The organism is Aureibaculum sp. 2308TA14-22 (assembly GCF_040538665.1).
In the GTDB taxonomy this organism is placed as follows: domain Bacteria; phylum Bacteroidota; class Bacteroidia; order Flavobacteriales; family Flavobacteriaceae; genus Aureibaculum.
In genome coordinates, this window is record NZ_JBEWXT010000001.1 from 530,197 (window position 1) to 550,292 (window position 20,096).

A 20,096-nucleotide genomic window follows, 5' to 3' on the forward strand; every position below is an offset into this window, starting at 1 on the left:
AAACCTATTTATTATGTTCTGACCAATTAGTTCTCGAATCCGCTCGAACTGACAATATGGTTTAACCAATTCAAAGTCTAGATTCTAACATCTAAAAGTCCCCGCCAACAAGCGGGGACGGTCTAGCGTCTTTTTAATTATGCCCCACCACACACCCACACCCTGGTTGTGAAAAACTTTGAGCCGCTTCGTGCCATGGGAAAGCTTGGTTATAGTTGTTGTTTTCCCAATAGAATTTAGTTCTGTTTTTAATAGTATTACCAATTTCATTCATGGTTTCGGTATCGTATAACCTTCCATTTACCATAGTATATTTTACACTATTGGTGTTCTGAATATCCTCTAACGGATTTTTATCTAACACAATTAAATCAGCCAATTTACCTACTTTTAAAGAACCGATGTCGTTCCCCAATCCTATATATTCTGCTCCATTTATTGTCGCCGCTTGTAGAGCTTCATGATTGGTCATTCCACCTTGTTGTAGCATCCACAATTCCCAATGGGCACCTAAACCTTGTAATTGACCATGAGCTCCTAAATTCACTTTAACTCCGGCATCCGTCAAAGCTTTACAGGTTTTGGAAGTCAAGATGTGTCCATTGTCATATTCTTCCATAGGTACCATGGTTCTGTGTCTAGATCTGGCATCAACAATACTTCTTGGGGTATATTTTAACAGTTTTTCATTTTCCCAAACATTAGTAGTCTGATACCAATAATATTCGCCGCTCATTCCTGCATAATTTACAATAAGTGTTGGCGTATAGCCCGTTTTGCTATTGCTCCATAAAGTAACTACATCTTTGTAAACTGGAGCGATGGGAATATTATGTTCAATGCCCGTATGCCCATCCATAATCATAGTCATATTATGGTAGAATGTTGAGCCACCTTCAGGGACAACAAAAATACCTTCCTCACGAGCAGCTTGTAAAATTTGCTGTCGTTGTTCTCTTCTAGGTTGATTATAACTTTTCACCGATGTTGCACCAAATGCTTTCGTCCTTCTTATCGAGGATCTTGCATCTTCTAAATTGTTAACTACAGCTTTAAAATCGCCATCTGCTCCATACAGAATAAAACCAGTAGAGTATAGGCGAGGACCGACCATTTCACCACTTTTAATCATTTCGGCCAAAGTAAAAACAGTTTCGGTATTGGCAGAAGGATCATGTGCCGTAGTAACACCAAAGGCTAAATTTGCATAAAATTGCCAGTGTTTTTGATTGTTGAGACCATATCTAAATCCACCAATATGTGCATGAGCATCCACAATACCTGGCATAATAGTTTTACCAGAAACATCATAAACTCTGGTATTTGAATCAAGCTCTATATCAGCAGTTTTACCTAGAGCGGTAATTTTATTTTCTTGAATAACTATAGTTCCACTTTCAATAACTTCATTGCCTTCCATAGTAATAATTCTAGCATTGGTAAAAGCAATTTTTCCTTTTGGTTTGTCCATTTTTGAAACCAAATTAATACTCATACCTTTCTCTTTAGGAGGAGCAATACTATCTGGAGCATTTTCTAAGAATTTGAATCGTTCATTAATTTTATTGCTAAAGTACTCTTCTCCCATGGTAAAATGTATGGTTTTGCTATCTTCAGACCAATGTAAATTTGTGCCTGCATCTTTAGAAATTTGAGATACAGGAACCACTTTGGTTTTATTATCTAAGTCAAGTGTTTTACCAGTGATAGGCATAGGTGCTAAATACACTTTGTGTAGGTTGCTAAACGCTAACCACTTATTGTCAGGACTTGGCACTAATCTATTTGCATATTTTGAGGTAATTAGTGTTTTTTCATGTTGTCCGTTTAAATCAACACTTTTTAAAGATTTGGTTAAATTGCCAAAGTAGGTACCTCCAGTTTGATACAATATTTTTTTATCATTGGCTGAGAATTGCGGATATTCACCACCAACTTTTAACCATTTAGTATTTGAACCGTCTTTATTAGTAACATAAAGACCTGACTTTTTTGAAAACGTTCTGCCTTGTTCATTATTTCCTCCTTCTTTTACATAAACAATTTTACGACCATCATTACTAAACGAAGGCATTCTGTAAATGCCTTTTTGGTTGGTTATTTTAGTAGATTTCCCTCCTTTAGTTGGTATGATATGAATTGCTCCTAAATTTTCGTCATTCCAAGTTACATACACAATTTCTTTTCCATTGGTTGAAAATTGTGGTTCAGCTTCTAAGTCAGAACCTTTTGTTAATCTTTTTGGTTTGCCATTTGGTAATTTTTTAGTGTAGATATGTCCCAAAGCATTAAAAGCTATCATTTTTCCATCAGGTGAAGTAACCGCATTTCTAATTGCTTTAGCCGTAAAGTTTTCTGTAAAAGCAGGATATTCAAATTCCACCGTTTCAGCAATTTTTATATTAGCCTCTGCTTCGAAAGGAATATTAGTAACCGCTAATGTTTCAATATTTAGCTTATTAATTTTTCCGCCCGACCAAAACACTAATTCTTTATTATTGGGCATCCAGCTGAAACGTGTATAAACACCAAAAACAGCCCAAGCTTCCTGTTGGTCTTTGTTTAATTTATCATAAACAGGATATTCTTCACCAGTTTCTAAGTTATGAATGTAGAGCACTGATTTTGTTCGTACACGCTTTACAAAAGCTAGCTTCTTCCCGTCAGGAGAAATTTGAGGTCGAGCTGCTCCACCTGGCCCACCAGTAATAGTTTGGTTGCTGCCATCTTCAAAGCTATATCTTTTTATGACATAAATTTGGCTGTTTGGATCTTTGTTATATTGAAAAAAACCACCGGGATAAACATCTTCACTGTAATATAAATGCTTTCCGTCAGGTGAAATAGTAGGTTCATTTACATCTTGCTGGTCGTTTTTTCGTTTGGTCAATTGTGTTCCAGAACCTCCCGTTTTATGATACATCCATAGTTCCCCAGCTCCTAAAGAACGACCAGATGTAAAATGTTTTCTGGCCACAATATAATTTCCGTCGGGCATCCAAATAGCATTGTTTAATAATCTAAAACTTTCTTTAGTAATCTGCTTTGCTTCAGAACCATCAGTGTTCATTGTCCAAATATTATCACCACCTCCTGCATCACTTGTAAAAAGTATTTTCTTTCCGTCTGGACTAAATTGCGGTTGAATTTCAAAAGGTAGTCCTTCCCTTAAAAGTGTAGCTTTTCCACCAGAAATTGGCATTTTATAAATATCTCCCAATAGATCAAAAACAATGGTTTTGCCATCGGGACTTATATCTAAATTCATCCAAGTACCCTCATCGGTAGTGAGTTTTACTTCTTTAAAATTCCAATCGCCTTCAGGGTTTGAAACGTCCCATTTTTTAGATTTTTTGTCTTGGGCGATTAGGTTCAGTGAAATTAAAATACAAAGAATAAGGGATAGGTTAATTTTAGACATTTTGGAAAGTTTAAATTAGAAATGCTAATATAATTATAATCCACAGATTAAAAAACAATAGTACTGAAAGGCTTGTTTTGGGTAAAATTATTACTTTTGATAAAACGCAACAATCAAAACTTTATATTATGGATTTCCCTAATATTTTCACCAAAGAAATTTCGAACCAAGTTATAGGCCGAATTAATAATCTAACACCAGAAACAAAAGGACAATGGGGAACCATGAATGTGGGTCAAATGTTAGCCCATTGCAGTGTAGCTTATGAATTGCATTATGATAATAAACACCCTAAACCTAATGCTTTCACAAAGTTTATGATTAAACTGTTTGCAAAGAAAATAGTAACGGGTCCTGCACCATATAAACGAAACTCCAGAACGGCCCCCATGTTTGTGATGAAAGAGGATAAAGATTTTGAAAAAGAAAAAAAGCGATTGGTTGATTACATTCAAAAAACTCAGGAATTGGGCGAAGCTCATTTTGATGGGAAAGAGAACCTTTCTTTTGGAAAATTAACTAAAAACGAATGGAATAATTTGTTTTATAAACATTTAGATCATCATTTGAATCAATTTGGGGTTTAGAAATCGTTTACAAATAGGAGGTCATTTTGCCAATATTCACTTTTTCTGCTTTGGTAAAACAAATTTCTCGTACATATTCCATATCTCCCCAAAGGTATTTATTGCCTTTTAGACTATTGGTGGTTTTCATTCTACGTTTTAGTCTGCTGATTTCAATTTCGGTAGCTTTTCTTCTATGACCCAGTTCGCCGTATAGTTTTAGTGCGGGATACTTGTCAAATTTTACTTTAAACAAAGATTTCAGCCAAAACCACTTATTACTATTTACCCCTAAAACACATATATTATTATTGGAGTTTATGTTTTTAGGAAGTTTAGTTGGATATTTTTCAAAATAAAATCCAGTTTGATCTCCATTTAAAAAGAATGTACCAATTGGTGTTACTGTTGGATTATTTTCGGCATCAACAGAGGCAATGGATACGTGTAAATTTGAACGAAAACTCTTGTTGAAATGTGTTCTTATTGTTGACCAATTTTTTATAATATCCATAGAAATAAATTTAATACAGTAATTTGTCAGGTCGAGCGGAGTCGAAACCTAATGGATGCAAGTATAATTTAATAACCTCTCGACTCCGCTCGAGCTAACATTTAGATCAGTTAAGAATATTATACATCTACATTAAAAAACCGTTTTCACTACCCAAAATAGATGTGGTATTTAGAAAACGGCTTTAATCCACTAAACTTAAAAATTATTTGAGTGTACTATTTTTAAACAATATTATTAATGGTTGTCGATTAATTTCCTAACAGTAATAATACCCCAATTAACAATAAAACTATCCATCCTGGATGTTTGCCTTTAGTGCCCATTAACACCAATAATGCACCTACAAACATGGTATAAATGGATGATTGGATTAAAAAATTGACTATTCCAGAGTTTGGTTTAACTAATCCAAACGAAATTTTTATATATACTGCTCCAAGACACCAACCAAAAACAGAGGTTAAGTGCCATGTTGCCCAAATTATTCTTAGATGCCGTTCTTTTATATCTTCTACCGTCATTGACGGAACTAAGTTCCCTTTTTTTCTGAATTTATGGAAAATTAAATATTCACCCAAAAATGAGTGAATCAATCCCAAAAGGATTGCTAAGATTCCAGCAACGAGAAAATAAGGATTTATCATTCCCAATTGAGATTAGATTTTATGTTTACTAAATTTGTTTTCAAAAAACATCATCCGTATAAATGTAATTTATAAAATCAAGATTGATAATTAAACATAACAAACCCTAAAAACAATACTTGTTTTTCTCTGTTACTTTGTCCGCAATAATGTTTCGCAATTCGATAATATTAGGCATGTTGACATACTTGATATAACGTTTTAATCCCATTAACATCATACGTTGTTCATCACCTTCGGTAAAGGAAATTATGGAATGCTTTCCAGCTGTTTCAATAACATCAATGGCATGGAACAAATTCAGTTTTGCCATTGCAATTTGTTCTTTTACTTTGGCTTCTCCGTCTTTTTTCGCCATTTTTTCTGCACGTAAAATAGCAGATTCTGCCAGATAAATTTGAATTAAAATGTCTGATGATGCTAACATTAGTTGTTGATGCTTTTCAATTTTTTCACCATACTTTTGTAAAGCAGCACCCGCAACCATTAAAAATAACTTTTTAAGGTTAACAATTATTTGTTTTTCTTCTGCAAATAGAACTGAAGCATCAGGTGAATCAAAAGAAGGGATTCCTGTTAATTCATTAGCAACAGCTGTTGCTGGAGTTAATAAATCTACATGACCTTTCATTGCTTTTTTAATCAACATACCTATGGATAACATTCTGTTGATTTCATTTGTGCCTTCATAAATTCTAGAAATACGAGCATCACGCCAAGCCGATTCCATTGGTGTTTCTTCAGAAAAGCCCATGCCGCCAAAAATCTGAATACCCTCATCCGTACATTTTTGGATATGTTCAGAAACGGCAACTTTTAAAATTGAACATTCGATGGCATACTCTTCAACAGATTTTAACTCAGCTTCTTGATGTGTGTCTTTACCGTTATTTCTTCTAAGTTCAATTCTATCTTCAATGTTTTTAGCGGCTCTATAACACGCAGCTTCACCTACCCAACAATTGGTTGCCATTTCCGCAATTTTTTGACGGATAGCTCCAAATTTAGCAATTGGTGTTTTAAATTGAATACGTTCGTTTGCATATTTAATGGATTCAGTAACGGTTCTTCGTTGTGCATCTAAACAAGCTACCGCTAATTTTATACGACCAACGTTTAAAGCGTTCATTGCAATTTTAAATCCGTTACCACGAGTTGATAACATATTCTCTACGGGAACTTTAGTTTCATTATAAAATACCTGACGTGTGGAAGAAGCTCTAATTCCCAACTTATGTTCTTCTTCACCCATTGTAATACCGTTAGGATTATCTTTATCATATTCAACAATAAATCCTGTAATGTTTTTATCATCTTCAATTCTGGCAAAAACAATCATCAGTTTACAGAATCCTGCATTTGAAATCCACATTTTCTGTCCTGTGATACTGTAATATTTACCGTCATCAGATAACACTGCTTTTGTTTTTCCAGAATTGGCATCACTACCCGCACTTGGTTCAGTCAAACAATAGGATCCAAACCATTCTCCAGACGCTAATTTCGGAACATATTTTTTCTTTTGTTCTTCAGTTCCATATAGCGTAATTGGCATGGTGCCAATACCAGTATGAGCACCAAAGGCAGTACTAAAAGAACCTGTAGCTCCTGAAATATAATCACAAACTAACATAGTAGAAACAAAGCCCATACCCATGCCTTCATATTCTTCAGGAACAGAAACACTTAAAAAGCCTAAGTCGCCTGCTTTACGCATACACTCTTCTGTTAAAGCATAATCTTTATTTTCAAAATTTGGTTTATTAGGCCAAAGTTCACGGTCAACAAATTCGGTAACCGATTCTTTCATCATTTGCTGCTCTTCATTAAAATCTTCTGGAGTGAATATTTCATCGCTACTTATTTCCCTTACAAGGAATTGACCACCTCTTAGTAAATTATTTTCAGTACTCATTTTATTATTTTCTAAGTTATTTTAATCTTTTATTTCTAATATAATTCTAATTCAAAAATTCAAAAATTCCAGCCGCACCTTGTCCCGTACCTACGCACATCGTAACCATACCATATTTATTTTTACGTCTTCTCATTTCATTGAACAGTTGAACGGATAATTTTGCCCCGGTACAACCTAAAGGATGCCCTAAAGAAATGGCTCCACCATTTACATTAACAATATCTTTGTTCAATCCTAATTCTCGTATTACAGCTAATGATTGTGAGGCAAATGCTTCATTCAATTCAATTAAATCAATATCATTTTGCTTTAATCCAGCTTGTTCAATAGCTTTTGGAATAGCCTTTACTGGACCAATACCCATAATTTTAGGATCAACACCCGCCGCAGCAAAAGAAACCATTCTGGCAACAGGTTCAAGATTCAATTCTTTAACCATATCTTCATCCATTATCAAGACAAAAGCAGCACCGTCACTCATTTGTGAAGAATTACCAGCAGTTACACTTCCACCTTGTGCAAAAACGGGACGTAGTTTTGCAAGTGCATCAATTGAAGTTCCTCTTCGAGGACCTTGATCTTTAGCTACTGTATATTTTTTTGATTGTTTTTTACCGTCTTCACCAACAAAAACTTCTTCAATTTCAATAGGAACGATATCATCTTTAAATGTGTCATTGCCCTGAGCTCTTAATGATTTTTCGTGAGAGTTAAATGCAAACTCATCTTGATCTTCACGCGATACGTTGAATTGGTGAGCAACAGCTTCTGCTGTTAAACCCATTCCCCAATAATAATCTTCATTACCATTTTTGGCTTCTTTATAATTTGGTGTAGGTCTATAACCTCCCATAGGGATATAACTCATACTTTCTACACCGCCAGCGATAACACAATTAGCCATTCCTGACTGGATTTTAGCAACACCAATGCTAATGGTCTCTAATCCCGAAGCACAATATCTGTTGACTGTTACACCAGGCACATCTTCAATTTTTAATCCCATTAAAGAAATTAAACGTCCAATATTTAAGCCTTGTTCTGCTTCGGGCATTGCGTTACCCACAATAACATCATCAATTCTCGTTTTATCAAGACTTGGCACCTCTTTCAAAAGATGTTCGATAGTTTCTGCAGCCAATTCATCAGGTCTTTTAAATCTAAATACACCTCTTGGTGCTTTGCCAACTGCCGTTCTGTATCCTTTTACTATATATGCTGTTTTCATTTTTTTTAGTTTCTTAAAGGTTTCCCCGTTTTTAACATATGTTCTATTCTTTCTAAGGTTTTACGCTCAGTAGTCAACGACATAAAAGCTTCGCGTTCTAAATCTAGTAAGTATCTTTCCGATACATAAGTAGGTTCAGATAAGTCGCCACCCGCTAATACATAACCTAATTTATTTGCTATTTTTTTATCGTGTTCAGAAGCATAATGTCCTTTCTCTAAACTATCAGTTCCAACCAAAAACATACCTAGAGCTTGTTGTCCCATTACGTAGGCTTTTTTTGGTGTAGGTTGCGTGTAGCCATCTTCCAATAGTTGAATGGCATGACGTTTGGCTGTAGCTATTTGTCTATTTTTATTAACTACAACAATATCTTTATGCTCCTTAAAGAACCCAAGGTCAAAAGCTTCGTAAGCTGAGGTTGCCACTTTTGCCATCGCTACATTAATAAAGTAATCTCTTAATTTGTTGAGTTTTACATCGTCTTTTAGCACACCTTCAGTGGCACGTAATGCCATTTCTTTGGAGCCTGCACCACCAGGAATAATACCAACACCAAATTCAACTAAACCAATATAAGTTTCAGCAGCAGCAACAACTTTATCGGCATGTAGTGAAAGTTCACATCCACCTCCAAGTGTCATTCCATAGGGAGCGACAATAGTTGGGCAAGCTGAATAACGTAAACGCATTACGGTATCTTGAAAATATTTTACGGCGTAGTTGAGTTCGTCATATTCCTGTTCAACCGCCATCATAAACATCATGGCAAGGTTGGCACCAACAGTAAAATTAGCATCTTGATTTCCTAAAATTACGGCATCATACTCTGTTTCGGCCAAATCAATACCTTTATTAATAGCTTGTAAAACGCCACTTCCTAATGTATTCATTTTCGATTGGAACTCTACATTCAGTACACCTTCACCTAAATGCTGAATGGAAGCATCGCTATTTTTCCAAACCGTTTTAGCTTCACGGATATTATCCAAAATGATAAATGCATCTTGACCTGGAATTTGGGTGTGTTTCTTGGTGGGAATATCGTAGTAATGTTTTGCACCATCCTTTACAGTATAAAAAGAAGAATTTCCACTTGCCAACATTTCAGAAACCCATGTTGCAGGTTCATGGCCTTCGGCTTTCATCAATTCGATTCCTTTTTCTACACCAACTGCATCCCAAATTTGGAACGGGCCGTGTTCCCAACCAAAACCGGCTTTCATGGCATCGTCTATGCGGTAAAGTTCATCGGAAATTTCAGGAATTCTGTTCTGTACATAAGCAAACATCGCTGCGAAATTTTTTCTGTAAAACTCGCCAGCCTTATCTTTCCCGCCTACTAATATTTTAAAACGATCAATTACCTTGTCTACTGTTTTAGTCAATTCTAAGGTAGCAAATTTTGCTCTTTTCTTTTCTCGATATTCTAACGCATTTAAATCGAGCGTTAAAATTTGTTTACCTTCTTTTTTATAAAAACCTTTTTTAGTTTTACTACCCAGCATTTTGTTTTCCATCATAGTATTGATGAAATCAGGCAATTTAAAAAGGTCGTGTGCCTCGTCTTTGGGACAGTTTTCGTAAATGCCATTGGCTACATGTACTAAGGTATCTAATCCAACAACATCAACGGTTCTGAAAGTTGCTGACTTTGGACGGCCAATTACTGGTCCTGTTAATTTATCAACTTCCTCAACTGTCAAGTCCAATTCCTTCACTTGATGGAAGAGACTCATAATACCAAAAATACCGATACGATTTCCTATAAATGCTGGTGTGTCTTTAGCTAAAACCGAAGTTTTACCCAAGAATTTTTCACCATAATTCATAAGGAAATCGGTAACTTCTTGTTTACAATCAGGACCAGGAACAACTTCAAAAAGTTGTAAATACCTTGGTGGATTAAAAAAGTGGGTTACCGCAAAATGTTTTTGAAAATCTTCGCTTCTTCCCTTGTTCATAAACTGAATAGGAATACCTGAAGTATTAGAGGTAATTAATGTGCCCAGTTTTCTGTGTTTTTCAACTTGTTCAAAAACCTTTTGCTTAATATCTAAGCGTTCTACAACTACTTCTAGTACCCAATCTACATCTGCTATTTTGTGCAAATCATCTTCAATATTTCCTGTAGAAATACGATCTGCAAATTTTTGATTGTAAATAGGAGAAGGTTTAGATTTTAAAGAAGCCTTTAAGCTATCATTTACCAACCTATTTCTAACATGTTTGTTTTCGAGTGTAAGTCCCTTTGCTTTTTCGACATCGGTCAATTCTCTTGGAACAATATCAAGTAACAACACCTCAACGCCGATATTTGCAAAATGACAGGCAATACCTGATCCCATTATACCGGAACCTATAACGGCTACTTTTTTAATATGTCTTTTGTCCATTTAACTTATTTTTTTGTTGCTTTACGTCAACTTTCTTAAAGATTTCACGCTCGGCTATTAATTGATTTATTTTTTCGGTCACTTCAAAAAAGTGATTTAATTTTTCTTCAGATATTTTACCTTTTACTTTTTCATTAAAAGCAATAACTGTTGCTCTAGAAACTTTACGCATCTCTTTTCCATAATCGGTTAATTTTATCAGTACGCTTCGCCCATCTTCCGGATTTTTCTCTCTATAAATTGCACCTTTTTCTTCCATCGTTTTTAAAATTCTGGATAGACTAGTGGGTTCCATTCCCATTTGCGGTCCCAAAGAGGTTGATGGTGTTCCGTTTTCAAAATCTATGTTTAATAACACAAATGCTGTGGCCATTGTACTACCATGTTTGGCAGCTTGTTCATTGTACATTTTTGCAACAGCTTGCCAAGTTGCCCTGAGTGCATGGTCAATGGTAGTTTCTTTTTGCATTTTACAAATATAATAAAAATTTGTTATGCACGCATAATAAATTTTTATTTATTAATTTTGACTTCAAATGGTTTATGAACCGGATTTTTTTGTTGCACAAGGTTATTTGAAAATTTGTTGTAACAAATAGTTAAAATAGCGTCAAATCAATATCTTTGAAAAAATTTAATTAAAATATGAGCAACTTACTTATTGCCGAAAATATTGTTAAGAACTTTGGTGATTATAAAGCATTAAATAATGTTTCAATTAATGTTTCTGAAGGAAGTATATTTGGGTTATTAGGTCCAAATGGTGCAGGGAAAACAACGTTAATCAGAATCATCAATCAAATTACAATGCCAGATGAAGGTTTGGTAACCTTAGATGGTGAACCCTTAAAACCTGAACATATAAAAGATATTGGTTACTTGCCCGAAGAACGTGGTTTATATAAATCGATGAAAGTAGGTGAACAAGCTCTCTATTTAGCACAATTAAAAGGTTTGAGCAAAGCCGAAGCCAAAAAGCGACTAAAGCATTGGTTTGATAAATTTGAAATTGGCGATTGGTGGGATAAAAAAATTCAAGAATTATCTAAAGGGATGGCTCAAAAAATCCAGTTTATTGTGACCGTACTGCACCAACCTAAATTATTGATTTTTGACGAGCCTTTTAGCGGATTTGATCCTATAAACGCGAATTTAATAAAAGATGAAATTCTAAAATTAAGAGACGAAGGAGCTACTGTTATTTTTTCTACACATAGAATGGAATCCGTTGAGGAATTGTGCGATGATATTGCACTTATTCATAAAGCAAATAAAATTTTAGAAGGTAAATTAATTGATATTAAGCGTAATTATAAAGCAAATATATTTGAGGTAGGCTTGCTAACACCAAATAAAGCAGAAGTAACCCAAAATTTGAAGGAGAATTTTGAGCTTTCTGATGCTACTTTTAAAAGTTTAAATGAAGAGCTGCAGTTCAATATTAAAATTGATGATAAGACTCCAGCTAATCAATTAATTTCTCATTTAATGGCAACAGGAGAGCTTACTCATTTTGTAGAAGTAATTCCGAGTGTAAACGATATTTTTATTCAAACTGTTCAAAATAATTAATATATGAACCATTTATCTCTAATCACAAAAAGAGAATATCTTAATAAAGTAAAGAATAAGTCTTTTATAATAATGACTTTTTTAAGTCCGCTAATTTTTGTAGCTATTTTTGCTTTGATTGGTTTCTTAAGCCAATTGAATAATGAGGGTGTTAGAACTATATCAGTTTTAGATGAGAGTAATTTATTTGCGGCTGAGTTCGAAAATACCGAAAATACAAAATATGATATTTTAACAGGGGTTGACTTGGAAGCCGCAAAGAAATTAGTGCAAGAGGCTGAGAATTACGGTTTACTCTATATCCCGCCAGCTACTAATGTGGATGATGTAGCAGATAAGATTAAATTTTATTCAGAAGAATCACCATCACTTGTAGTAATGGACAATATCGAAGATAAAATTGAAGAAAAGGCAAGAGCAATTAAGCTAAAAAATTCAGGTCTAGATCCATTAATTGTAAATCAATTACGTGTTAGAGTAAGAGCCAATTTAGAAACTTTTGATGGTCAAAAAACATCTAAGGTGGGCAGTTATATGAAGTTAATTTTTGGGGGAGTTGCTGGTTACTTATTATTCATGTTTATCATAGTTTATGGTAATATGATTATGCGGAGCGTTATAGAAGAAAAGACAAGTAGGATTATTGAAATTATTATATCCTCTGTAAAACCGATAAAATTATTATTAGGGAAAATATTTGGTACTTCATTAGCTGGATTAACTCAATTTTTGGTGTGGATAATTATAGGTTCCATTTTAATGTTTGGGGTATCTGCCTTTTTTGGTGTTAACATGGCCGAAGATAGAATGGCACAACAACAGGAAATGATTCAGCAAGCAACTGGGAATAGTGAAGCTCAAGAAATGGCAACAACCGTAATTCAAGAGATTTTGAATTTGCCTTTAGCCAATCTTACTATAATGTTTATTTTATTTTTTATTGGCGGTTATTTATTATATGCTTCGTTGTATGCGGCGATCGGTGCGGCTGTTGATAATGAAACAGATACCCAGCAATTTATGATGCCGATTATTTTACCGCTCATGCTGGCTATTTATGTTGGTTTTTTTACGGTTATCGAAAACCCACACGGAATGGTTTCACAAATTTTTTCATATATTCCATTCACATCACCAGTGGTAATGTTAATGCGTATTCCTTTTGGGGTGCCTATTTGGCAGCAGTTATTATCCGTTTTAATATTATTTGTAACATTTTATGTTATGGTACTATTTGCTGCTAAAATTTACAGAGTGGGTATTTTAATGTATGGAAAAAAGCCTACGTATAAAGAATTATACAAATGGTTAAAGTACTAATTTTATAAAAGTTATGTGCATAATTTTATGGAAGAAATTTCTAACATTTTAAACTATACATTTAAGTTTTCTGATGTCATACAAATTACGGTAAAGGGACTTTTAACTGTTGTTTTAGCTCTCTTAATCACTTCTGTACTATTAAGGGTGGTAAGAAAGTTAATTACAAGAAAACTCCCAAGACAAGATAAAGTAAAATTTATTTCTCTGTTTTCTTACAGTAGATGGTTTATTTATGTCATTATTTTATTAGTCACTTTTCATAATATTGGTGTTAATGTAACGGCAATTTTTGCAGCATCAGCGGCACTTCTAGTAGGTGTAGGTTTAGCATTGCAAACTTTGTTTCAAGATATTATTTCGGGAGTATTTATTTTAGTGGATCAATCCGTACATGTAGGAGATATAATAGAATTGGATGGAAAAGTTGGCAGAGTTGAAGAAATTAAATTACGTACAACTAGGGCAGTTACGATTGATAATAAAGTATTAGTTATACCTAATCATCTATATTTAACAAATAGTTTGTACAATTGGACTGAAAATGGAACGGAAACTAGAGAAAGTGTTGGTGTTGGTGTGGCTTACGGGAGCGATGTGCAACTGGTAAAAAAACTACTTTTAAAAGCTGCAGTTCATCCTGCTGTATTATCAAAACCTAAACCAACAGTTTTGTTTCAAAATTTTGGTGATAGTTCTCTCGACTTTAAACTGATATTTACTTTAAACAATAGTTTTGAAGCAATGATACCCAAAAGTGATATTCGTTTTAAAATTGATGAATTATTTAGAGAACATGATATTAGTATTCCATTTCCTCAAAGAGATATTCATATATATAATACTGAAGGAAAGAACGCAATAACGGAATAATAGTTGCTCATGGTTTAATAAAAAATATTAAAAATAACTTCAGACTTCTAACTTGGACTTCTGATCTAAATTATAAAAAATGCCGAAAATACTAATAATAGAAGATGAAGCGGCTATCCGCAGAGTATTAAAAAAGATTATTTCTGAAGAAAATTCAACCTATGAAGTCGAAGAAGCAGAAGATGGTCTTTCTGGAATGGAATTGATAAAAAACAACGATTATGACTTGGTGTTGTGCGATATTAAAATGCCAAAAATGGATGGTGTTGAGGTATTAGAAAAAACCCAAAAAATAAAACCTGAAATACCGATGCTGATGATTTCTGGGCATGGCGATTTAGACACAGCTGTACAAACTATGCGAATGGGTGCATTTGATTATATATCTAAGCCACCAGATTTGAACCGATTGTTAAATGCTGTTCGCAATGCTTTGGATAAAAAGAATTTAGTTGTAGAAAACAAACAACTGAAAAAGAAAGTTAGTAAAAATTACGAAATGGTAGGGGAGAGCAAGGCCATTTCACATATTAAAGATATCATAGAAAAAGTAGCCACTACTGATGCCAGGGTTTTGATTACTGGACCTAACGGAACGGGTAAGGAATTGGTTGCCCATTGGTTGCACGAAAAAAGTGAACGCTCAAAGTCACCAATGGTTGAGGTAAATTGTGCTGCAATTCCATCAGAATTAATAGAGAGCGAATTGTTTGGGCATGTAAAGGGTTCGTTTACAGGAGCCAATAAAGACAGAGCAGGTAAATTTGAAGCGGCAAATGGAGGTACTATCTTTTTAGATGAAATTGGCGATATGAGCCTTTCTGCTCAGGCCAAAGTTTTACGTGCCTTGCAAGAAAATAAAATTAGTAGAGTAGGAAGTGACAAAGACATAAAAGTTAATGTTCGTGTAGTTGCAGCAACCAATAAAGACTTAAAAAAAGAGATAGCAGAAGGGAAATTTAGAGAAGATTTATACCATAGATTGGCAGTTATTTTAATTCAAGTTCCGGCATTGAATGATAGACGCGAGGATATTCCTTTGTTGGTAGATTTCTTTGCTGATAAAATTGCTGAAGAGCAAGGTAACGCTAAAAAGTCTTTTACTGCTAAAGCCATAAAAAAACTTCAAGAATATGATTGGACTGGTAATATCCGTGAATTACGTAATGTCGTAGAACGCTTAATTATTTTAGGTGGAGGTGAAGTTTCAGAAGATGATGTTAAGTTGTTTGCAAGTAAGTAAATCTTTTGCCTTATTTCTTTTCGGAAAATTCTTTAAATTGTCTTAACCATTTTTCAGCGGGCTTACTGTACATACTTGGGAAAAGAATAGATATGAGTTTTGGCATAAACCAATTGATACGCGTGTATTCATATTCGTAATGGTATCTGGTCAATTTGTCATCAAGAGCTTCAAAGGTGCATTTCATGGTATTGCCCATATGGATATGATGAAAACTGGCTTCAAACGAATTTGGAAGATTATTTTTAGTTACGGTTTCAATCAATTCCATTTCGTTTTTCCCATGCCTATAATACATTTTGGAAACTGCTCCAACTTCTCCTTCTTTACCACTTACCAATTCCTTTCTGATAAACCCATCTTGGTATTCCTTTAGGTTGTTGGGGTCTGCAAAAAGTTCAGCTACTATATTTAAAGATTGATTAATGTCAATAAAACCTTTATGTAACATAATTATTTCATATTTAGCATGTTACGAATCTAATTATTTTTCTTCAATAAGTCAAGAATAATTAATTATTAGTGTTGTATTTGGCTATAAAAAAATCTTATAATTTTATAGAAAAATTACATACTTATCATTATGATTTGAATCTTTTGCATGGTAAATTTGCACCATTGAAAATAACTAATAAAAAAACAATAAAAAAATGACATTAGTAGGTAAAAAATTTCCAGATTTAAATGTAGATGCAATGAATGAAATGGGCGATACATTTAAACTTAATGTATTAGAAGAAGCAAAAAATAATAACAAGAAAATTGTATTGTTTTGGTATCCAAAAGATTTCACTTTTGTATGTCCAACAGAATTACATGCTTTTCAAGAAGCTATGGCTGAGTTTGAAAAGAGAAATACAATTGTTATTGGAGCCTCTTGCGATACTCCTGAAGTTCATTTTGCTTGGTTAAATACTGCAAAAGATAACGGTGGAATAGAAGGGGTTACCTATCCTTTGTTAGCGGACAGCAATCGTAACTTGTCAAGTATGTTGGGTATTTTAGACATAACCAATGAAAAGTATGATGAGGCTACAGGAACAGTTCAAGTTGAAGGTGATAATGTAACTTACAGAGCTACATACTTAATAGATGAAGAAGGTACTGTTTTTCACGAAGGTATTAACCATATGCCATTGGGTAGAAACGTAAAAGAGTATTTACGTTTGATAGATGCTTATACACACGTTCAAGAAAAAGGTGAGGTTTGCCCTGCAAACTGGGAAGAAGGCAAAGATGCCATGAAAGCTGATTCTAAAAGTACCGCAGAATATTTAGCGGCTCACATGAATTAATGAAATTTAACAATTAATTTATAAGCACCAAATTCCAAATTTTACTTTGGAAATTGGTGCTTAAAATTTGAAAACAATTTAGAATTATGGTTCAAGAATTAAGTAAAGATAATTTACAAGAAATTATTGAAAATGAAGATACAGTTGTTGTGCAGTATTCTGCATCATGGTGTGGAAATTGTAGAATTATGAAGCCAAAAGTTAAAAAGTTGGCCTCTGAAATGGAAGATATTACTTTCGTTATAGCTGATGCTGAAAAATTTCCAGAGTCTAGAAAGTTAGCTACGGTTGATAACTTACCGACTTTCGCAGCTTTTAAAAAAGGAACCTTTGTAAACCAAACACAAACGAATAAGTTTGATGTACTAAAAGATTTAGTTAATGAAGTTGCCAGTAATTAAACAGTTGTCTCAATTTATTGAAGACAATGACGAAGATTTTCTTGTTGAAACTATAGAAACTTTGGAAAATCTAACAGAAGTTCCTTCATTAAAAGATGAAGAGCTAGACGTAATTGGAGAATTAATTTCTAATATGTATGGTGCTTTAGAAGTCAATAAAATGATTAAAAACGGGACGCCAAAAAAGGAAGCATTAAATGCTTTTATGCAACGGGTTATGGGATCTATCGATGCTAACTAGTATGGTAATGAAATACTAAGAATAAAAAAAGGCAGTTTAAAATTTTAAACTGCCTTTTTATTTAATTTATTATGAATGATTATTTCAAATCAAAACGATCTAAATCCATTACTTTACTCCAAGCAGAAACAAAGTCTTTAACGAATTTATCTTGTGCATCATCACTTCCATAAACTTCGGCAATTGCTCTAAGCTCAGTATTTGAACCAAATATTAAATCTGCTCTGGTTCCTGTCCATTTTAGGTTGCCCGTTTTTCTATCGCTACCTTCAAATAACTTATCATCTTTTGAAGTAGCTTTCCAAGTGATACCTAAATCAAGAATAGTTGTAAAGAAATCATTGGTAAGACTGCCTGCATTATCTGTAAAAACTCCATGTTTAGAACCATTGTAATTTGTACCCAATACACGTAATCCTCCAACCAAAACTGTCATTTCAGGAACCGAAAGTGATAAGAGTTGAGCTTTATCAACAAGTAATTCTTCTGCCGAAGCTGTTTGTTTAGGGTGTACATAGTTTCTAAAACCATCAGCAATAGGCTCAAGGTGAGCAAATGATGCTACATCAGTTTGCTCTTGAGAAGCATCTCCTCTACCAGAAGTAAAAGGAACGGTAACGTTATGCCCCGCATTTTTTGCAGCTTGTTCAACACCAACTGCCCCGCCTAACACAATTAAGTCGGCAATTGAAACATTTCCGTTAAAATCTTTTTGAATACCTTCATAAACCGCCAACACTTTAGCTAATTCATCAGGGTTGTTAACTTCCCAATTTTTTTGGGGTGCTAAACGAATACGTCCACCGTTGGCTCCACCCCGTTTATCAGAATCGCGATATGTTGACGCAGAAGCCCAAGCGGTACTTATCAACTGAGAAACTGTAAGTCCAGAAGCTAGAATATTAGCTTTAAGTGTTGCTATATCGGCATCGTTAATGCTATTACCTGCTGGAATCGGATCTTGCCACAGCAGCTCTTCTTGTGGAACATCAGGACCCAAATATCTTGAAACGGGACCCATATCTCGATGTGTTAGTTTGTACCAAGCACGTTTGAAGGCTTCTTCAAATTCTTTTGGATTTTCATGGAAACGTTTAGAAATTTTTAAATATTCTGGATCCATTTTCATGGCCATATCGGCTGTAGTCATCATTAATGGTTGTTTTTTAGATGCATCTCCGGCTCTTGGTGCCATCCTCGCATTAGATTCGGCAGTAGGTGTCCATTGGTTTGCACCAGCGGGACTTTTTGTCAATTCCCAATCATAGTTTAATAGTACATCAAAATAATCGTGATCCCACTTTGTTGGATTAGGCGTCCATGGGCCTTCTAATCCACTTGTAATTGTGTCATCTAAAACTCCCGTACCAAAAGTGTTTTTCCAACCTGTACTCATTTCCTCAATTGTTGCTCCTGCGGGTTCTGCGGAAACATAATCATCCGGATTTGCGGCTCCATGGGCTTTGCCAAAAGTATGTCCGCCAGCTGTAAGAGCTACGGTTTCTTCATCGTTCATGGCCATACGTCCAAAAGTTTCTCTAATATCATGAGCAGATCCAATAGGGTCAGGATTACCACTAGGCCCTTCAGGATTTACATATATCAAACCCATATGAGTAGCACCTAAATGCCCTTCAAGGTAACGATCACTTGAACCTTCATAACGCTTATCTTCTCCCATCCATTGGGTTTCAGATCCCCAGTACACATCTTGTTCAGGTTCCCAAACATCTTCTCTACCTCCGGCAAACCCAAAGGGTTTTAATCCCATAGATTCAATGGCACAATTACCCGCAAGAATCATAAGGTCTGCCCATGAGAGTTTGTTTCCATATTTCTTTTTGATTGGCCATAGAAGTAAACGAGCCTTGTCAAGATTACCGTTGTCGGGCCAACTATTTAATGGTGCAAAACGTTGATTGCCTGTGGCTGCACCACCACGACCGTCTCCTACTCTGTAGGTTCCTGCACTATGCCAAGCCATGCGAATCATAAATGGACCATAATGACCATAATCTGCTGGCCACCAATCTTGGGAATCGGTCATTAAATCGATAACCTCTTGTTTTAAAACTTCAAAATCTATGCTATTAAAGGCTGTGGCATAGTCAAAATCATCTTCCATTGGGTCAGATTTAGTTGCATTTTGCCTTAGAATATTTAATTTTAGCTCATTTGGCCACCAATCGCGATTTGTTTGTCCGCCCCCAGCAGTTTCTTTTAAGGCTCCGCCCATAAATGGACATTTACTTATATCGCCATTGTTAGTTTTGTTATTTTCCATGCTATAAAGTTTAAGAGGTTATCAATTCTATAAAGTTACTAATTACAAATTAATAAACACCTTTACCACATTTTAATAATTTATTTAATGATAGATAAAACTTATTTTAATTACAATAGATTAAGAAATTCTTATAAAGTAACGATTTAAAGCTATTTTTATAAGATTTTATGTAAT

The 20,096-nt window shown here is 34.5% G+C and carries 17 protein-coding genes; 8 read left to right on the forward strand and 9 right to left on the reverse strand.

The features are described from left to right. Window positions 1-133 precede the first annotated feature (133 nt). Window positions 134-3,421: an amidohydrolase family protein gene (locus U5A88_RS02375; RefSeq protein WP_354203439.1), complete on the reverse strand. Its 3,288-nt coding sequence runs from the start codon at window positions 3,419-3,421 to the stop codon at window positions 134-136. 77 nt (window positions 3,422-3,498) lie between these two features. Here U5A88_RS02375 and U5A88_RS02380 point away from each other — a divergent pair, with 77 nt between their 5' ends. Beyond that, window positions 3,499-4,008: a DUF1569 domain-containing protein gene (locus tag U5A88_RS02380; RefSeq protein ID WP_354203440.1), complete on the forward strand. Its 510-nt coding sequence runs from the start codon at window positions 3,499-3,501 to the stop codon at window positions 4,006-4,008. 7 nt (window positions 4,009-4,015) lie between these two features. Here the strand turns inward: U5A88_RS02380 and U5A88_RS02385 are convergent, their stop codons facing one another. The 6 genes from U5A88_RS02385 to U5A88_RS02410 all read right to left on the reverse strand — a co-directional run bounded on the left by U5A88_RS02385 (window position 4,016) and on the right by U5A88_RS02410 (window position 11,159). Next, the gene (locus U5A88_RS02385; protein WP_354203441.1) at window positions 4,016-4,501 is read right to left on the reverse strand and encodes a pyridoxamine 5'-phosphate oxidase family protein; all 486 of its coding nucleotides are present in this window, start codon (window positions 4,499-4,501) and stop codon (window positions 4,016-4,018) included. A gap of 251 nt (window positions 4,502-4,752) precedes the next feature. After that, window positions 4,753-5,148: a hypothetical protein gene (locus tag U5A88_RS02390; protein ID WP_354203442.1), complete on the reverse strand. Its 396-nt coding sequence runs from the start codon at window positions 5,146-5,148 to the stop codon at window positions 4,753-4,755. Window positions 5,149-5,254: 106 nt separating this feature from the next. Continuing rightward, window positions 5,255-7,063 (reverse strand): acyl-CoA dehydrogenase family protein, encoded by a 1,809-nt coding sequence (locus U5A88_RS02395; protein ID WP_354203443.1) that lies wholly within the window; start codon window positions 7,061-7,063, stop codon window positions 5,255-5,257. Window positions 7,064-7,109: 46 nt separating this feature from the next. Beyond that, entirely contained in the window at window positions 7,110-8,294 is a 1,185-nt protein-coding gene (locus U5A88_RS02400; protein ID WP_354203444.1) for an acetyl-CoA C-acyltransferase, read from the reverse strand. A 5-nt stretch (window positions 8,295-8,299) separates the two neighbouring features. Beyond that, entirely contained in the window at window positions 8,300-10,690 is a 2,391-nt protein-coding gene (locus U5A88_RS02405; RefSeq protein ID WP_354203445.1) for a 3-hydroxyacyl-CoA dehydrogenase/enoyl-CoA hydratase family protein, read from the reverse strand. After that, entirely contained in the window at window positions 10,671-11,159 is a 489-nt protein-coding gene (locus tag U5A88_RS02410) for a MarR family winged helix-turn-helix transcriptional regulator (protein ID WP_354203446.1), read from the reverse strand. The genes U5A88_RS02405 and U5A88_RS02410 overlap by 20 nt, the downstream gene beginning before the upstream one ends. A gap of 176 nt (window positions 11,160-11,335) precedes the next feature. On the opposite strand from U5A88_RS02410, the gene U5A88_RS02415 reads away from it, so the two are divergent. The 4 genes from U5A88_RS02415 to U5A88_RS02430 all read left to right on the forward strand — a co-directional run bounded on the left by U5A88_RS02415 (window position 11,336) and on the right by U5A88_RS02430 (window position 15,698). Then, window positions 11,336-12,262, forward strand: a complete 927-nt coding sequence (locus tag U5A88_RS02415) for an ABC transporter ATP-binding protein (protein ID WP_354203447.1) — start codon at window positions 11,336-11,338, stop codon at window positions 12,260-12,262. A 3-nt stretch (window positions 12,263-12,265) separates the two neighbouring features. Further along, entirely contained in the window at window positions 12,266-13,582 is a 1,317-nt protein-coding gene (locus U5A88_RS02420) for an ABC transporter permease (RefSeq protein WP_354203448.1), read from the forward strand. Window positions 13,583-13,609: 27 nt separating this feature from the next. After that, a complete protein-coding gene (locus tag U5A88_RS02425; RefSeq protein ID WP_354203449.1) occupies window positions 13,610-14,455 on the forward strand; it encodes a mechanosensitive ion channel family protein in 846 nt (281 codons plus the stop codon). A gap of 79 nt (window positions 14,456-14,534) precedes the next feature. Continuing rightward, the gene (locus U5A88_RS02430; protein WP_354203450.1) at window positions 14,535-15,698 is read left to right on the forward strand and encodes a sigma-54-dependent transcriptional regulator; all 1,164 of its coding nucleotides are present in this window, start codon (window positions 14,535-14,537) and stop codon (window positions 15,696-15,698) included. Window positions 15,699-15,708: 10 nt separating this feature from the next. Here U5A88_RS02430 and U5A88_RS02435 read toward each other — a convergent pair whose 3' ends face one another. Next, on the reverse strand, window positions 15,709-16,149 hold the full coding sequence (locus U5A88_RS02435) for an SRPBCC family protein (RefSeq protein ID WP_354203451.1): 441 nt from the start codon (window positions 16,147-16,149) through the stop codon (window positions 15,709-15,711). Window positions 16,150-16,348: 199 nt separating this feature from the next. Here U5A88_RS02435 and U5A88_RS02440 point away from each other — a divergent pair, with 199 nt between their 5' ends. The 3 genes from U5A88_RS02440 to U5A88_RS02450 all read left to right on the forward strand — a co-directional run bounded on the left by U5A88_RS02440 (window position 16,349) and on the right by U5A88_RS02450 (window position 17,635). Continuing rightward, the gene (locus U5A88_RS02440; RefSeq protein ID WP_354203452.1) at window positions 16,349-16,993 is read left to right on the forward strand and encodes a peroxiredoxin; all 645 of its coding nucleotides are present in this window, start codon (window positions 16,349-16,351) and stop codon (window positions 16,991-16,993) included. An 86-nt stretch (window positions 16,994-17,079) separates the two neighbouring features. Further along, window positions 17,080-17,394: a thioredoxin family protein gene (locus U5A88_RS02445; RefSeq protein WP_354203453.1), complete on the forward strand. Its 315-nt coding sequence runs from the start codon at window positions 17,080-17,082 to the stop codon at window positions 17,392-17,394. After that, window positions 17,375-17,635: a DUF6952 family protein gene (locus U5A88_RS02450; RefSeq protein WP_354203454.1), complete on the forward strand. Its 261-nt coding sequence runs from the start codon at window positions 17,375-17,377 to the stop codon at window positions 17,633-17,635. The genes U5A88_RS02445 and U5A88_RS02450 overlap by 20 nt, the downstream gene beginning before the upstream one ends. A 79-nt stretch (window positions 17,636-17,714) precedes the next feature. On the opposite strand, the gene katG is transcribed toward U5A88_RS02450, so the two are convergent. Beyond that, window positions 17,715-19,919 carry a catalase/peroxidase HPI gene (katG, locus tag U5A88_RS02455; protein WP_354203455.1) on the reverse strand — a complete coding sequence of 735 codons (2,205 nt, stop codon included), beginning with the start codon at window positions 19,917-19,919 and terminating at the stop codon, window positions 17,715-17,717. Window positions 19,920-20,096 lie beyond the last annotated feature (177 nt).

Excerpts from the sequence above, each read along its gene's own strand:
- U5A88_RS02375 (WP_354203439.1), bottom strand. The coding sequence starts at position 3,421 with ATGTCTAAAATTAACCTATCCCTTATTCTTTGTATTTTAATTTCACTG.
- U5A88_RS02385 (WP_354203441.1), bottom strand. The coding sequence starts at position 4,501 with ATGGATATTATAAAAAATTGGTCAACAATAAGAACACATTTCAACAAG.
- U5A88_RS02390 (WP_354203442.1), bottom strand. The coding sequence starts at position 5,148 with ATGATAAATCCTTATTTTCTCGTTGCTGGAATCTTAGCAATCCTTTTG.
- U5A88_RS02395 (WP_354203443.1), bottom strand. The coding sequence starts at position 7,063 with ATGAGTACTGAAAATAATTTACTAAGAGGTGGTCAATTCCTTGTAAGG.
- U5A88_RS02400 (WP_354203444.1), bottom strand. The coding sequence starts at position 8,294 with ATGAAAACAGCATATATAGTAAAAGGATACAGAACGGCAGTTGGCAAA.
- U5A88_RS02405 (WP_354203445.1), bottom strand. The coding sequence starts at position 10,690 with ATGGACAAAAGACATATTAAAAAAGTAGCCGTTATAGGTTCCGGTATA.
- U5A88_RS02410 (WP_354203446.1), bottom strand. The coding sequence starts at position 11,159 with ATGCAAAAAGAAACTACCATTGACCATGCACTCAGGGCAACTTGGCAA.
- U5A88_RS02415 (WP_354203447.1), top strand. The coding sequence starts at position 11,336 with ATGAGCAACTTACTTATTGCCGAAAATATTGTTAAGAACTTTGGTGAT.
- U5A88_RS02420 (WP_354203448.1), top strand. The coding sequence starts at position 12,266 with ATGAACCATTTATCTCTAATCACAAAAAGAGAATATCTTAATAAAGTA.
- U5A88_RS02425 (WP_354203449.1), top strand. The coding sequence starts at position 13,610 with ATGGAAGAAATTTCTAACATTTTAAACTATACATTTAAGTTTTCTGAT.
- U5A88_RS02430 (WP_354203450.1), top strand. The coding sequence starts at position 14,535 with ATGCCGAAAATACTAATAATAGAAGATGAAGCGGCTATCCGCAGAGTA.
- U5A88_RS02435 (WP_354203451.1), bottom strand. The coding sequence starts at position 16,149 with ATGTTACATAAAGGTTTTATTGACATTAATCAATCTTTAAATATAGTA.
- U5A88_RS02440 (WP_354203452.1), top strand. The coding sequence starts at position 16,349 with ATGACATTAGTAGGTAAAAAATTTCCAGATTTAAATGTAGATGCAATG.
- U5A88_RS02445 (WP_354203453.1), top strand. The coding sequence starts at position 17,080 with ATGGTTCAAGAATTAAGTAAAGATAATTTACAAGAAATTATTGAAAAT.
- U5A88_RS02450 (WP_354203454.1), top strand. The coding sequence starts at position 17,375 with ATGAAGTTGCCAGTAATTAAACAGTTGTCTCAATTTATTGAAGACAAT.
- katG (WP_354203455.1), bottom strand. The coding sequence starts at position 19,919 with ATGGAAAATAACAAAACTAACAATGGCGATATAAGTAAATGTCCATTT.